The organism is Streptomyces sp. NPDC006655, assembly GCF_040703965.1.
Lineage (GTDB): Bacteria > Actinomycetota > Actinomycetes > Streptomycetales > Streptomycetaceae > Streptomyces.
This window is the reverse complement of sequence record NZ_JBEYJU010000060.1, coordinates 22,463-37,009: the sequence shown is the minus strand read 5'-3', so window position 1 is coordinate 37,009 and position 14,547 is coordinate 22,463. Positions and strand designations below refer to the sequence as shown.

Sequence of the window (14,547 nt, the reverse complement as noted above, 5' to 3'; positions counted from 1 at the left end):
CGCAAGGCGGTACGGTGGGGCGTGAAGGATGCGGTTACGCGGTCCGAGGAGGGAGCCACCGATGATTCTGCTCCGTCGCCTGCTGGGTGACGTGCTGCGTCGGCAGCGCCAGCGCCAGGGCCGTACTCTGCGCGAAGTCTCCTCGTCCGCCCGAGTCTCGCTCGGCTATCTCTCCGAGGTGGAGCGGGGGCAGAAGGAGGCTTCCTCCGAGCTGCTCTCCGCCATCTGCGACGCGCTGGACGTACGGATGTCCGAGCTCATGCGGGAAGTGAGCGACGAGCTCGCCCTCGCCGAGCTGGCCCAGTCCGCCCAGGCCACCGAGTCCGTACCGACGCCGGTTCGCCCGATGCTGGGCACCGTCTCGGTGACCGGTGTGCCACCGGAACGGGTGACCATCAAGGCACCCGCCGAAGCGGTGGACGTGGTCGCGGCGTAACGCCCGCGCCGGTCTTGACCGACGTGGCGCCGACCCGGCGCCGAAGAAGTGTGCGAGGCCCCGGCCCCGCCCCCAGGGGAACCTGGAAGGGCGCAGTCGGGGCCTTCGTGCGTCCCGGCGCCGGGTGCGTCCGTTTGCCGGTACCCGGCGCTGCGGTCATCGTGGAGGAACGTGACAGGGGGCCGAGCACCGGAGAGTACGCATGTACGTCGTGAAGAGCCCGCTGTCCGACGCGGACCTGAAGACCGTGGCCGAGGCGTTGCAGGGCGCCCTCGTCGACCTGGTGGACCTGGCCCTGGTCGCCAAACAGGTCCACTGGAACGTGGTCGGCCCCCGCTTCCGATCCGTCCACCTCCAGCTCGACGAGGTGGTGGACTCGGCCCGTACGCACTCCGACACGGTCGCGGAACGGGCGTCCGCGCTGGGCGTCTCACCGGACGGGCGCGCGGCCACCGTGGCCGCGGGCAGCGGCGTCTCGGCGGCCCCCGCGGGCTGGGTCAAGGACTCCGACGCGGTGGCGGCCCTGGCGGACGCGCTGGGCGCGGTGATCGCCCGGATGCGGGAGCGGATCACGGCGACCGCGGAACCGGACCCGGTGTCCCAGGACATCTTCATCGCCGTCACGGCGGATCTGGAGAAGCATCACTGGATGTTCCAGGCGGAGAACGCGTAGCAGAGGCCGACGTCGGCCGACGGCCGTTGCATCGGTGAGCCCTCGGTGCGCCTCCCCGGTGGGCCGGGCGGCGTTCTAGCGTCCGGCTGGAGGTGGCGGCCAAGATGGGGCGGATGATGCGCTGGGGGGTTGCCCTGGGGTTCACGGCGCTGTGGTGGTGGGCCGTGCTGCGGATCGCGTTCGCCGCCGGCGCCGGGCCGCTGGAGGCAACCGTGGCCGCCGGTGGCTGGGGGCTGAGTCTGCTGCCGGTGAACTGCGTGCCGCGGTCCCGGGCCGCGGGCGCCCTCGGCCCGGGCAGGTGGCGGGCCGCCTGGCAGGGCCGGCGCCCTACCAGGGCATCGCCACCCCTCCGTTCGGGCGCAGGATCTGGCCCGTCATGAACGACGAGGCGTCGCAGGCCAGATAGAGCACGGCGTGCGCGATGTCCGCCGCCTCACCGACCCGGCCCAGCGGCGACATCCGGGCCATCCACGCCTCCGTCCGCCGCTGCTCCGCAGTGTCGTCGCGGTCGGTCATGGGCGTACGGATCCAGCCCGGGGCGACCGCGTTGACCCGGATGCCGTGCCCGCCGACCTCGTTCGCGAGCGTCTTGGTCAGCTGCACCACGGCCGCCTTCGCGGCGCCGTAGCAGAGCAGGCCGGGGCCGCCGGTGTCGATCGCGCCGGACGCCATGGTGACGATGCTGCCCCCGGTCCGCCGCTCCAGCATCAGCCGCGCCGCCTCCTGGCAGCTGTGCAGGACGCCCTTGAAGTTGACGTCCAGCACCCGGTCGAGGTCCTCGTCGTGGGTCTCCAGGACGGAACTGCGGTGCATGATCCCGGCGACCGCCGCCATGATGTCCAGCCGCTCGCAGGAGCGTACGGCCCGTGCGAGCCGCGCCCGGTCGGTCACGTCGAGGGTGTGGGTGTGCGCGGTGCCGCCGGCTTCCTCGATCAGTGCGGCGGTCCCGTGCAGTCCTTCCGCGTCCAGGTCCCCGCAGTGCACGGTCGCGCCCGCCTCGGCGAGCAGGACGGCCGAGGCCCGGCCGATGCCGCTGGCGGCGCCGGTGACGAATGCGGTGCGTCCGGTGAGGTCGTACGCGTTGGCTGGCATGAAGGGACGGTACGAGCGTTTCTGACGGTCCGTCAATTGGGGGTGCGTGTTCTGCGGGCCGGAGGTGAGCCCGGGGTCGGGGCCGGGCCGGTCTGGCAGACCGGGCACCAGTAGGTGGGGCGGTCGCGGGAGCCGTCGCCCTGGTCGGCCAGGCGGATCGGGGTGCGGCAGAGCAGGCAGGGGCGGCCCGCGCGGCCGTACACGAACAGGTCCTGGTGGCGCAGGCCCGTGGTCCGGCGGACCGGACGGTCCCGGTTGGCCTCCAGGAGCCGCTGCGCGAGGTGGGGAAGGTGCGCGGCGCGGTCGGCGGGGAGCGCGCCGACCGGCAGCCAGGGAGTGGCGCCGATCAGGAAGCAGAGCTCGCTCTTGTAGACATTGCCGATGCCGGCGAGGTTGCGCTGGTCGAGCAGGGCCTCGCCGAGCGGGCGGCCGGGGTCGGTGAGCAGGTTGGCGAGGGCGCGCTCGGGGTCCCAGTCGGGGCCCAGCAGGTCGGGGCCGAGGTGGCCCACCGCGGCGTCCTCCTCGCCGGTGCGCAGGAGCTCCAGGACCGGGAGGCGGTAGCCGACGGCCGTGCGGTCGGCGGTGCTCAGGACCACCCGGATCTGGTGGGCGGGGCCGCCCTTCCAGGGTTCCCCGGTGCCGAACACCTTCCAGGCGCCTTCCATCCGCAGATGCGTGTGCAGGGTCAGGCCGCCCTCGAAACGGGTCAGCAGGTGCTTGCCCCGGGGCACCGTGCCGAGGACGGTACGCCCGCTGAGGTCGACCGTGGCGTATCTCGGCACCCGGAAGTCGCTGCGGGCCAGCACCTTGCCGGCGAGCGCGTCGTGCAGGCGCCGTGCGGCCTGCCAGACCGTGTCACCCTCTGGCATGGGTCAAGAGTGGCACGTGGGTGCCGGGCGGGGGCGGGGAGGGCATGAGGGGCGCACGGTGAGCATGGCGGACGTTCATGGCGTTCACGCCCGTAGCCGAAGGCCGCGCGGGGTCGCGATGAAACCCGCCCCCTCCAGCAGGGTGCCCACCGGTGAGGTCAGGGCCGCGGCGCCGTTGATCCGCTCCACCGTCACCGTGCCGAGGCTACCCGCGCGGGCGGCCGCCGCGAGAGCCTCCGCCGCCGTACGCAGGCGCCGGTCGTCGGGTGCGGCCGTGTCCGGGGCGGAGGGCCAGGCCAGCAGCGTCTTGCCGCCGCGCTCCATGTACAGCGTCAGCTCGCCCTCGACCAGGACGACCAGCGAGCCCGCCTTGCGGCCCGGCTTGTGCCCGGCGCCGGTGGGGGGCTCGGGCCAGGGGAGCGCGGCGCCGTAGGCGTTGGCGGGGTCGGCCGCGGCGAGGACCGCGGCTCTGGGGTCGGGCCCCGCGGGGGTGCGGGTGTGGTGGTTGCCGTAGGTGTGGGGGGAGGCCGGGCTGCCGCCCCGGGGGCCGCCGTAGCCGGGGGCGGCGAAGGGGTCGGCGGGGGATTCGGCGAAGGGACCGCCGGGAGGTTCCGCGAAGGGGCCGCCGGGGGCGAAGTCCTTGGGGGAGAGGTAGTCGCCGGGGGTGGAGGGCGGCTCGGGGGGCCAGGTGAAGTCGTCGCCGACTCCGGCGAGGCCGGGTCCGTCGAAGGGGCCGAGGGGGGTGACCGGTGTCTCCGGGCCGAAGGCGGCCGAAGGGATGCGGCCGCCGTTTCCGAAGCCGGTGCCGGTGCCGGTGCCGGTGCCGAAGCCGCCGCCGGTGCCGTTTCCGAAGCCGCTGCCGGTGGCGTTCTGGAGGCTGGTGCCGGGCGTACCCTCGCCGCGTTCACGGGCGTTGGACACAGCGCGCAGCCGGTCGACCGCGCCGTCCATCGCGAACTGGGCCGCGCCCAGACCCTCGACCACATAACCCCGGCGGGCCTGCCCGCTCTCCTCGAACGCCGACAGGATCCGGTACACCGCCGAGAAGCCGCCCTCGACACCCTCCGCCGCGACCGCGCCCCGGGTCACCACACCGTGCCGGTCCAGCAGGGTGCGGGCCAGGGCGTGGGCGCGCACGGTGGTGTCCGGCTCGGGCTCCGGGAGCAGGGACCAGCGGCCTGCGACGGTCGGCGGGCCGCTACGGGAAGCCGTGCGGGCAGCGGCTGTCAGGGAGCCGTAGCGGCCGCGCGGGACGGTGCGTTTGGCGCGGTGGGCCGTGGACCCGGCGGTACGGCCGGAGCCCAGCAGGGAGCGCATCGGGGCCAGCGTGTCATTGGTGAGCCGCCCCGACCAGGCCAGATCCCAGAGAATGTCGGCCAGTTGGGGATCGGTGGCCTCGGGCTGGGTGGCGGCACGTACCTGGTCGGCGATCTGACGGAAGAACAGGCCGTAGCCGCCGGACAGGGCGTCCAGCACCGACTGGTGCAGGGCCGTCAGCTCCAAGGAGTGCGGTGGGGCGAGGAGCAGGGGTGCCGCGTCCGCCAGGTACAGGGAGACCCAGCCGTCCTTGCCCGGCAGGGCGCCCGCGCCGGCCCACACGATCTCGCCGGCCGCGGTCAGTTCGTCCAGCATGGACGGCGTGTAGTTGACCACGCGGGACGGCAGGACCAGCTTCTCCAGCGCCGAGGCCGGGACGGACGCGCCCTGCAACTGCTCGACCGCGCGCACCAGTCCGTCGACGCCCCGCAGCCCGTGCCCCTTGCCGATGTGCTGCCACTGCGGCAGGAACTGCGCGAGCGCGGCCGGTGCCACCGGCTCCAACTCGTGCCGCAGCGCGGCCAGGGAACGGCGGCGCAGCCTGCGCAGCACGGCCGCGTCGCACCACTCCTGACCGATGCCCGCCGGATGGAACTCGCCCTGTACCATCCGCCCGCCGGCGGCGAGCCGCTGCAACGCGCCTTCGGTGACCGCCACCCCGAGCCCGAAGCGGGCGGCAGCGGTGGCCGACGTGAACGGACCGTGGGTGCGCGCGTACCGGGCGAGGAGGTCGCCGAGCGGATCCTTCACCGGCTCGGTGAACGCCTCGGGGACACCGACCGGCAGGGCCGTGCCGAGGGCGTCGCGCAGCCGCCCTGCGTCCTCGATCGCCGCCCAGTGGTCGGCGCCGCCGATCCGGACCTTGATGGCCCGACGGGCGCCGGAGAGGTCCCGGGCCCACTGCGGTTCGGCGCCCCGTTCCGCCAACTCGGCGTCCGTCAGCGGTCCCAGCAGCCGCAGTACGTCGGCGACACCTTCCAGGTCCTTGATCCGGCGGTCCTCGCTGAGCCACTGGAGTTCGCTCTCCAGTTCCGTGAGGACCTCGGCGTCGAGCAGTTCGCGCAGCTCCGCCTGGCCCAGCAGCTCGGCCAGCAGCCGTGAGTCCAGCGACAGCGCGGCCGCGCGGCGCTCGGCGAGCGGCGAGTCGCCCTCGTAGAGGAACTGCGCGACGTACCCGAACAGCAGGGAGCGGGCGAAGGGGGAGGGCTCGGGGGTGGTGACCTCGACCAGGCGGACCTTGCGGGACTCCAGGTCGCCCATCAGCTCGACCAGGCCGGGCACGTCGAAGACGTCCTGGAGGCACTCGCGGACCGCTTCCAGGACGATCGGGAACGAACCGAACTCGCTGGCCACCTGGAGGAGCTGGGCGGCACGCTGGCGCTGCTGCCACAACGGGGTGCGCCTGCCGGGGCTGCGGCGCGGGAGCAGCAGCGCGCGGGCGGCGCACTCGCGGAAACGGGAGGCGAACAGGGCGGAGCCGCCGACCTGGTCGGTGACGATCTGGTCGACCTCGCCCTTGTCGAAGGCGACGTCGGCCGCGCCGACCGGGGCCTGCTCGGCGTCGTACTCGCTGCCGGCCCGCACAGGCGCCTGGTCCAGCAGGTCCAGGCCCATCAGGTCGGCGTCGGGCAGCCGCAGCACGATCCCGTCGTCCGCGTGCATGACCTGCGCGTCCATGCCGTACCGCTCGGACAGGCGGGCGCCGAGGGCCAGCGCCCACGGGGCGTGCACCTGGGCCCCGAAGGGGGAGTGGACGACCACGCGCCAGTCGCCCAGTTCGTCGCGGAAGCGCTCCACGACGATCGTGCGGTCGTCGGGGACATGGCCGCAGGCCTCGCGCTGTTCGTCCAGGTACGACAGCACGTTGTCCGCCGCCCACGCGTCCAGGCCCGCCGCCAGCAGACGCAGCCGGGCGTCGTCCTTGGGGAGCGCACCCACCTCGCGCAGGAACGCGCCGACCGCGCGGCCCAGTTCGAGCGGGCGGCCCAGCTGGTCGCCCTTCCAGAAGGGCAGCCGGCCGGGGACGCCGGGCGCGGGGGAGACCAGGACCCGGTCGCGGGTGATGTCCTCGATCCGCCAGGAACTGGTGCCGAGGGTGAAGACGTCACCGATCCGGGACTCGTAGACCATCTCCTCGTCCAGCTCACCGACCCGGCCGCCGCCCTTCTTGGGGTCGGCACCGGCGAGGAAGACACCGAAGAGACCGCGGTCGGGGATGGTGCCACCGGAGGTGACGGCGAGCCGCTGGGCGCCCGGGCGGCCGGTGACCGTGCCGGCGACCCGGTCCCAGACCACCCGCGGGCGCAGCTCCGCGAACGCGTCCGACGGATAGCGGCCCGCGAGCATGTCCAGGACCGCCGTGAACGCCGACTCCGGCAGGGAGGCGAAGGGGGCCGCGCGGCGGACCGTGGTCAGCAGGTCGTCCACCTGCCAGGTGTCCAGGGCGGTCATCGCGACCAGCTGCTGGGCGAGCACGTCGAGCGGGTTGGCGGGGACCCGCAGGGACTCGATGGAGCCGGTGCGCATCCGCTCGGTGACCACGGCCGCCTGCACCAGGTCGCCGCGGTACTTGGGGAAGACCACACCGGTGGAGACCGCGCCGACCTGGTGTCCCGCGCGGCCGACGCGCTGCAGTCCGGAGGCGACCGACGGCGGGGACTCGACCTGGACCACCAGGTCCACCGCGCCCATGTCGATGCCCAGTTCGAGACTGGAGGTGGCCACCACCGCGGGCAGCCGGCCGGCCTTGAGGTCCTCCTCGACCAGCGCGCGCTGCTCCTTGGAGACCGAACCGTGGTGCGCGCGGGCGATGACCGGCGGGGCGCCCTGGGCCGCGCCCGAGCCGCCCATCAGTTCCGCCGGGGAGTGGTGTTCGTCCAGGGGCTCGCCGGTCACCCGTTCGTAGGCGATCTCGTTGAGCCGGTTGCACAGGCGTTCCGCCAGCCGACGGGAGTTGGCGAACACGATCGTGGAGCGGTGGGCCTGCACCAGGTCCGCGATCCGCTCCTCCACATGCGGCCAGATCGACGGCTTCTCCGCTCCTTCGGCGCCGTCGCGGGCCGGGGAGCCGCCCAGCTCACCCATGTCCTGGACCGGCACGACCACGGAGAGGTCGAACTCCTTGCCGGACTCGGGCTGGACGATCTCCACCTTGCGGTGCGGCGACAGGTAGCGGGCCACCTCGTCGACCGGGCGGACGGTCGCGGACAGCCCGATGCGGCGGGCGGGCCTCGGCAGCAGCTCGTCCAGCCGCTCCAGGGAGAGCGCGAGATGAGCCCCGCGTTTGGTGCCGGCGACCGCGTGCACCTCGTCCAGGATCACCGTCTCGATGCCCGTCAGCGCGTCGCGGGTGGCCGACGTCAGCATCAGGAACAGGGACTCCGGAGTGGTGATCAGGATGTCCGGCGGGCGCGTGGACAGGGCGCGGCGCTCGGCGGCCGGGGTGTCGCCGGAGCGGATGCCGACCTTCACCTCCGGCTCGGGCAGGCCGAGGCGGACGGACTCCTGGCGGATGCCGGTCAGCGGACTGCGCAGGTTCCGCTCCACGTCGACGGCGAGGGCTTTCAGCGGCGACACGTACAGCACCCGACAGCGCTTCTTCGGGTCGGCCGGCGGCGGGGTGGAGGCCAGCTGGTCCAGGGCGGCGAGGAAGGCGGCCAGCGTCTTGCCTGAGCCGGTCGGGGCGACCACCAGCACGTCCGAGCCCGCGCCGATGGCCTGCCACGCGCCCGCCTGGGCCGCGGTGGGCGCGGAAAACGCCCCCGTGAACCAGCCGCGGGTCGCGGGGGAGAAGCCGTCGAGGGCTCGGTGAGCGGATTTCGCCATGGGTCCATCCTGCACCCGACCACCGACAATCAATCTGACCTGCGCAAACGCGAGTGACCGGGTGGGCGGGAGCGCGACGGGGGTGGTGGGCTGCACAGCGGCTGGGGGGAGTCGGGGGCGTGGGTGCGGGGTGTGGGACGGTCGGGGCTGGTCGAGGCAGGGGCGGCGGACCGGGCGGGGGCGGCGGACCGGGGCTGGTGGTGACCGGGGGGTGGTGGCCGCGTAGTGGCTGGAGGCGACGACGCAGGCGGGCGGCGGCGTGCTTGGGGGGCGTGCTGGGCAGCCGGGCCGGGCGCAGGGGGGCGGGACGTGGGGTGGTCTGGGCTGGTCGAGGGTTGGGACGGCGGGAGGTGGGGCGATCAGGGCCAGGCGGGGGGTGGCGGGACGTGGGCGGGCTTGGCAGGTCGAGGGCCGGGCGGCGGGGTGGGCAGCCGGGACGGGCGGGGTCGCGGGACGTGGGGTGGTCGGGGCTGGGCGGGGGCGGGGTGGTGCGGCTGACAATGGTCGTATGAGCGGATCGGGTGAGCGGGCGCGGCACTGGCGGTACGAGGCACTCCCCGACGTCGACCTGCTGCGCGCCCGATACATCCGGAAGACCTTCGTCCGGCACACTCACGAGCACTTCGTGATCGCCGGGATCGCGGACGGCGTCGAGGTCTTCCGGCACCGGGGCACGGACGTGACCGTCGGCACCGGGGCGCTCGCGCTCGTCAACCCCGACACCGCGCACACCGGCCGGGCCGGAGTGCCCGAGGGCTGGCGGTACGGAGCCGTCTACCCGGCGCCCGAGCTGGTGGCCGCGATCGCCGCCGAGACCACCGTGATCCGGGGCACCCCCGGCTTCGTCAGCCCGATGCTCGACGATCCGTACTCCGTCGCCCTGGTGCACCGGGTGCTGCGCGCCGCCGACGAGGGCAACGCGCTCGCCGCCGACACCCTGTTGCGCGTCGCCGTGACCAGGCTGCTGCGGCTCAACGGCGGCCCGCTGCCCCAGCGGCAGGTCCGCACCGCCGGTGCCCGGCTCGCCGCACGCGCGCGTGCCGTGCTGGAGGACCGGATGGCCGAGCCGCCGACCCTGGAAAGCCTCGCCACCGGCCTCGGCAGCAGCCCCTTCGCCCTGCTGCGGGCGTTCCGCGACGCGTACGGCATGCCACCGCACACCTGGCTGACCGACGCCCGGGTGCGCCGGGCCAGGCTGCTGCTCGACGCGGGCACGGCCCCCGCCGACGCGGCCGTCGCCGTCGGCTTCACCGACCAGCCGCACCTCAACCGCCACTTCGCGCGGATCGTCGGCGTCCCGCCCGGCGCCTACCAACGCGAGCGCAAGAACGTACAAGACGTCCGGTGAGAGCCCCCGTAACGTCCTGGGCGTGGCACAACAGACAGTACTCGCAGACATACACGGCGGCGCAGGCGGGCCGAAGCCGGACTCCGCCGTTGTCCGTGACGCCCTCGGCGTCGGCGTCGCCGTAGGACTGTCCGGGTTCGCCTTCGGGGTGACCTCGGCAGGCAGCGGGCTCGGCCTGCTCCAGACCTGCGCGCTCAGCCTCCTGGTGTTCACCGGCGCCTCCCAGTTCGCCCTGGTCGGCGCGCTCGCGGCGGGCGGCAACCCGCTCACCGCGGCGGCCGGCGCCTTCTTCCTGGGGGTGCGCAACGCGTTCTACGGGCTGCGGCTGTCCCAGATGCTCGCCCTCCCGCGCGCGGTACGGCCGTTCGCCGCCCAGTGGGTGATCGACGAGACCACCGCGGTGACCCTCGCCCAGGCCACGCGGCGCGCCGCCCGGATCGGCTTCACGGTCACCGGGCTGACCCTGTACGTGCTGTGGAACCTCACCACCCTGCTGGGCGCGCTCGGCGCCAAGGCCGTCGGGAACACCGACGCCTGGGGCCTGGACGCGGCCGGACCCGCCGTCTTCCTGGCGCTGCTCGCCCCCATGCTGAAGTCCAGGACCGACCGCGCGGTGGCCGCCCTCGCGGTACTGCTCGGGCTCGGCCTGCTGCCCGTGCTGCCCGCCGGCGTCCCGGTCCTGGTGGCCGCGCTGGCGGCGCCGGCCGCCCTGTTCGTCTCCGGCCGGCGGACCGGCCGTACCCGCGACGACTCCCCCGAGGAGACCCGGTGAACTTCTGGATCGCGATCGCTGCGACCGCCGTCGGCTGCTACGCCGTCAAGCTCGCCGGACTGCTGGTGCCCGCCGGCGCCCTGGAGCGGCCGGTGGTGCGGCGGCTGGCCGCCCTGCTGCCGGTGGCCCTGCTCGCCGCCCTCACCGCCCAGCAGACCTTCGCCCACGGGCACACGCTGGGGCTGGACGCCCGGGCCGCCGGGGTCGGGGCGGCGGCCGTGGCGCTGTTGCTGCGCGCGCCCTTCCTGGTCGTCGTGGGCGTCGCCGTGGCGGTGACGGCGGGGCTGCGCGCCGTGACCGGCTGAGGGACCGGTCACCCCACGAAGCGGCCGTACGCACTGAGGGTGCGCAACGCCTCGATCGTCACCAGCGGTCGGGCCTCCAGGGCGGCGGCCGGTGCCCACTGCCGCCACCGGATCGGCCAGCCGCCGTCCTCGGCCTGTTCGGCGGCGAGGAACTCCAGCGACCGCTCCATCTCCTCGTCGGTGAACCATGCGCGTGCGAGGGAGCGCGGGGACCTCGCGAAGTCGTGCGGGAAGTGGTGCTCGCCCGGGGCGTAGCCGGGCGCGACCGGGTACGCGTCGAGGCGGTCCGGGTCCAGCGCGGCCAGCCGGTGCTCGCGCACCAGGCGGCCCAGCCGGTCGGCAGCCGCCTCCGCGCGCGGGCGGTCGGGTACCGCGTCCAGGAAGGCGACCGCGGCCTCCACCTCGTAGGGGTGCGACTTGTCCAGGGACTCCACCGCCTCCCAGCAGAAGTCCGTGGCCCGGAACAGCCACGCGTGCCACACCTCGTTGCGGTGCAGCAGGCCCACCACCGGTCCGGTGGCGAGGAGCTCACTGGGCGGGTCGTCGACGACCGGGACGAAGGGTGCCGCCGGATAGTCGCGCTGGCTCGGATGGATCGCCGGAAGCGCCCCGTCCGCGGTGGAGACGGACGTGAGATAGCGGCACACGCGCTCCACCCGCTGGCCGCCGCACCGCCCGATCGCGTCCAGGACGCGCAGCGCGTGCGCCGTGTGCAGCGGCTGGCTCACCGGACCGCGCAGATCGGGCTCCAGGGCGTGGCCGTAGCCGCCGTCCTCGTTGCGGTAGGCGTCCAGCGCCGTCTCCACCGGGTCGGGACCGCCGTTCAGGAAGTGGTACGAGAACAGACGCTGCTCCAGCACGCGCGCGGTGAGCCAGATGAACTGTTCGGCGCGGAAGAGCGGGGAGCGCGCCGGGGGCGTAGGGGGGAGTGGGGAAGCTCCGGTTTCGGACATGCGACAGACCGTAGGGCGGAAAGCGGTCTCGGCAAGCTGTCCCGGGCAGGGCCCACTCTCAGGGGCGGGATACTGGTGTCATGCGGTTGACGGTCTTCTGGCAGCGGATGGCGGAGCACTTCGGTTCGTCCGGGTACGCCGACACCTTCGCGCGCGATCATGTGATGACGGAACTCGGCGGACTGACCGTGCACGAGGCGCTGGACTCCGGCTGGGAGGCCAAGGACGTGTGGCGTGTGGTCTGCGCGGTCATGAACGTTCCGGCGGAGAAGCGCTGACCGTGCACGCAGATCGGACACGGGCCACGCGTTGTCGGTGGCGTCGGCGAGACTTGCACCGTGGCACCCACTGACGACGACGGGCGTACCGTCCAGCACGCATCCCCGGCAGGCACGACGCCGCCCGCCGCCTCCCCGGCACCCGGCGCCGCGCCGCTGGGCGCCCGCATGCCGCGCTGGCTGCCACGCGCCATGGTGCTGGCACTCGCCCTCATCGCCGCGTTCCAGCTGGGCAGCTGGGCCTTCCACCAGCTCACCGGCCTGTTGATCAACATCCTTATAGCGTTCTTCCTGGCGCTCGCCATCGAACCCGCGGTGAGCTGGATGTCCCTGCGCGGTATGCGCCGTGGCTTCGCCACCTTCCTGGTCTTCCTCGGTCTGGCGATCGCCGTCGCGGGGTTCGTCACCCTGCTCGGCTCGATGCTGGCCGGCCAGATCATCAAGATGGTCGAGGGCTTCCCGGACTACCTGGACTCGGTCATCAACTGGGTCAACGAGACCTTCCACACCCACGTGAGACGGGTCGACGTCCAGGAGGGCCTGTTGCACTCCGACTGGCTGCGCAAGTACGCGCAGAACAGCGCGGCCGGTGTGCTCGACGTGTCCGGGCAGGTGCTCGGCGGGCTGTTCCAACTGCTGACGATCGGGCTGTTCGCCTTCTACTTCGCCGCCGACGGGCCCCGACTGCGCCGCACCCTGTGCTCCGTGTTGCCGCCCGCCCGGCAGGCCGAGGTGCTGCGGGCCTGGGAGATCGCCGTCGACAAGACCGGCGGCTACCTGTACTCACGCGGTGTGATGGCGCTGATCTCGGGCATCGCCCACTACATCCTGCTGGAGGCGCTCGGCGTGCCCTACGCGCCCGTGCTGGGCGTCTGGGTGGGCCTGGTCTCGCAGTTCATCCCCACCATCGGCACCTACCTCGCGGGCGCGCTGCCGATGCTGATCGCGTTCACCGTCAACCCGCTGTACGCGGTCTGGGTGCTGGTGTTCGTCGTGATCTACCAGCAGTTCGAGAACTACATGCTGCAACCCAAGCTGACCTCCAAGTCCGTCGACATCCACCCCGCGGTCGCCTTCGGGTCGGTCATCGCGGGCACCGCGCTCCTCGGCGCCGTCGGAGCCCTGATCGCGATCCCGGCGGTCGCCACGCTCCAGGCCTTCCTGGGCGCCTATGTGAAGCGGTACGACGTCACCGACGACCCTCGCGTGCAGGGGCACCGCCGCCGCGGCGCGGGCGGACCGGGGCTGCTCACGCGCGCGCGGCGGCTGATATGGCAGCGGCCGGCCGAGGAGCCCGAGGAGAGCCCGTCCTGACGGCCCCCGCGGTCGGCGGCACCGCGCGCCCGGCGCGGGCCGCCGCGCTCGGCACATGAGCACCGCCCGACCCGCACGCGATCACCGCGGCGCCCGGGGCCGGCTCCCTCCTCGGTCACGAGGTGGCCCGGCAGGAGCATGCCGGTCGCATGCCGGAGGCGCTCGGCGCGGACGTCGTCCGGCCGAGACACCCGCCGCACGCCGTGCGGGGCGGGCAGCGGTCAGGAGACCGTGGCGGCCGGCGGGGTCCAGCGCCGGCCGCGGGGGACGCCGCCCGGGACGCCGTAGTCCTTCCTGAGGTGTTCGGGGACGGCGTAGTGCATGACCCGGCCACGGGTGAGGGAGGACAGTTCGAGGACGGTGGTGAGGTGGCCGAGGCGGTCCAGGGCCCAGGCGCCCAGCGGGGAGCGGTCCTCGATGGTCTCCAGGACCCCGAGGAGATGCGGTACGGCCCTGACGACGGTGTCCCAGGGGGTGCGCGGCACCTCCAGCCAGTCGGCGCAGGTGTCGCCGACCAGATGGCGGATCAGAGCGGAGACGATCGGGTCGAAGAAGGTGCCGGGGACGACCTCCTCGTAGAGGTCGATGAGCTGCCGGGTGAGGTGCGTGCCCTCCTCGGAGGGACCCATGTGCCGGACCATGTACAGGTCGAGGAAGGCGCGTGCCTCGTCGAGGGTCTTGGGGGCGGCGTCCTGGTCGACGCCGAGCATGGCGCCCACCACCCGCCACGCGTAGTAGTACGCCTCCGCGCCCGCCGTGGACAGGTGGATGCCGAGCCGGTGCAGGCTGTCCAGGACCAGCAGCGAGAAGAACATCTGACCGCCGATCATGTCCTCCTGGCAGATCGGCGTGCCGAGTGCCGCGCTGTCCCAGCGGTCCTCCCGCTCCAGGTGGTACCGGATGGAGGCGTGCAGCAGACGCACCTTCTGGGCGGCGGGGACGAAACGCCCGCCGGCCTCGAAGGCGTCGGGCCGCATCAGGTAGACGGTGAACTGGCCGGTCTCCGCCATGCGCTTGGAGGGGTAGTTCAGCCCGTGGGTGGCCGACAGCAGCTTCGCCACCCGCGGGACGACGTAACAGGCCGGCATGGAGGCGAAGGACAGCGCGGTCGAGATGTGCACGTTGTTGTCGATGAAGAACAGCCGGGCCTTCTCCATCTCGCCCCAGTCCACCCAGGACGGCGGGACCCGGGTGGCCTCCAGGTACTCCCGCGCGACGTGGGGCAGTCCGCCCGGCAGCGGCGCGCCCGCGGTGGAGACGTAGCGCATCAGCGTGTTGAACGTGCCGACCTCCCCGCGCTCGAAGAGCGCGGCGACCGTGGCGTCGGCGAGTTCGTCACCGGCGTCCCGCAGGGTGTCCATCGAG

The 14,547-nt window shown here is 73.7% G+C and carries 12 protein-coding genes; 7 read left to right on the top strand and 5 right to left on the bottom strand.

Translation table 11 applies throughout. The features are described from left to right. Nucleotides 1–61 precede the first annotated feature (61 nt). Nucleotides 62–436 (top strand): helix-turn-helix transcriptional regulator, encoded by a 375-nt coding sequence (locus tag AB0958_RS29405; protein WP_132894382.1) that lies wholly within the window; start codon nucleotides 62–64, stop codon nucleotides 434–436. Nucleotides 437–638: 202 nt separating this feature from the next. Further along, nucleotides 639–1,109 carry a DNA starvation/stationary phase protection protein gene (locus tag AB0958_RS29400; protein WP_358979427.1) on the top strand — a complete coding sequence of 157 codons (471 nt, stop codon included), beginning with the start codon at nucleotides 639–641 and terminating at the stop codon, nucleotides 1,107–1,109. Nucleotides 1,110–1,436: 327 nt separating this feature from the next. Here the strand turns inward: AB0958_RS29400 and AB0958_RS29395 are convergent, their stop codons facing one another. The 3 genes from AB0958_RS29395 to AB0958_RS29385 form a co-directional block, all read right to left on the bottom strand. Beyond that, the gene (locus tag AB0958_RS29395) at nucleotides 1,437–2,201 is read right to left on the bottom strand and encodes an SDR family NAD(P)-dependent oxidoreductase (RefSeq protein ID WP_366893505.1); all 765 of its coding nucleotides are present in this window, start codon (nucleotides 2,199–2,201) and stop codon (nucleotides 1,437–1,439) included. A gap of 32 nt (nucleotides 2,202–2,233) precedes the next feature. Continuing rightward, a complete protein-coding gene (locus tag AB0958_RS29390) occupies nucleotides 2,234–3,070 on the bottom strand; it encodes a DNA-formamidopyrimidine glycosylase family protein (protein WP_366893504.1) in 837 nt (278 codons plus the stop codon). An 84-nt stretch (nucleotides 3,071–3,154) separates the two neighbouring features. After that, nucleotides 3,155–8,212, bottom strand: a complete 5,058-nt coding sequence (locus AB0958_RS29385) for an ATP-dependent helicase (RefSeq protein WP_366893503.1) — start codon at nucleotides 8,210–8,212, stop codon at nucleotides 3,155–3,157. Nucleotides 8,213–8,720: 508 nt separating this feature from the next. Between AB0958_RS29385 and AB0958_RS29380 the strand changes: the two genes are divergently transcribed. The 3 genes from AB0958_RS29380 to AB0958_RS29370 are packed head-to-tail and all read left to right on the top strand — an operon-like array spanning nucleotide 8,721 to nucleotide 10,637. Continuing rightward, nucleotides 8,721–9,560, top strand: a complete 840-nt coding sequence (locus AB0958_RS29380) for an AraC family transcriptional regulator (protein ID WP_366893502.1) — start codon at nucleotides 8,721–8,723, stop codon at nucleotides 9,558–9,560. A 22-nt stretch (nucleotides 9,561–9,582) separates the two neighbouring features. Continuing rightward, a complete protein-coding gene (locus AB0958_RS29375) occupies nucleotides 9,583–10,332 on the top strand; it encodes an AzlC family ABC transporter permease (RefSeq protein WP_366893501.1) in 750 nt (249 codons plus the stop codon). Next, a complete protein-coding gene (locus tag AB0958_RS29370) occupies nucleotides 10,329–10,637 on the top strand; it encodes an AzlD domain-containing protein (protein WP_366893500.1) in 309 nt (102 codons plus the stop codon). The genes AB0958_RS29375 and AB0958_RS29370 overlap by 4 nt, the downstream gene beginning before the upstream one ends. 8 nt (nucleotides 10,638–10,645) lie before the next feature. On the opposite strand, the gene AB0958_RS29365 is transcribed toward AB0958_RS29370, so the two are convergent. Beyond that, complete coding sequence (locus AB0958_RS29365; protein WP_366893499.1) at nucleotides 10,646–11,590, bottom strand: hypothetical protein; 945 nt, start codon at nucleotides 11,588–11,590, stop codon at nucleotides 10,646–10,648. A gap of 80 nt (nucleotides 11,591–11,670) precedes the next feature. Here AB0958_RS29365 and AB0958_RS29360 point away from each other — a divergent pair, with 80 nt between their 5' ends. Both AB0958_RS29360 and AB0958_RS29355 read left to right on the top strand, forming a co-directional pair. After that, nucleotides 11,671–11,868 (top strand): DUF3046 domain-containing protein, encoded by a 198-nt coding sequence (locus AB0958_RS29360; RefSeq protein WP_366893498.1) that lies wholly within the window; start codon nucleotides 11,671–11,673, stop codon nucleotides 11,866–11,868. Between the two features lie 60 nt (nucleotides 11,869–11,928). Then, nucleotides 11,929–13,182 (top strand): AI-2E family transporter, encoded by a 1,254-nt coding sequence (locus AB0958_RS29355; RefSeq protein WP_366893497.1) that lies wholly within the window; start codon nucleotides 11,929–11,931, stop codon nucleotides 13,180–13,182. A 221-nt stretch (nucleotides 13,183–13,403) separates the two neighbouring features. On the opposite strand, the gene AB0958_RS29350 is transcribed toward AB0958_RS29355, so the two are convergent. Continuing rightward, entirely contained in the window at nucleotides 13,404–14,543 is a 1,140-nt protein-coding gene (locus AB0958_RS29350; RefSeq protein WP_366893514.1) for an oxygenase MpaB family protein, read from the bottom strand. Nucleotides 14,544–14,547: the final 4 nt, after the last annotated feature.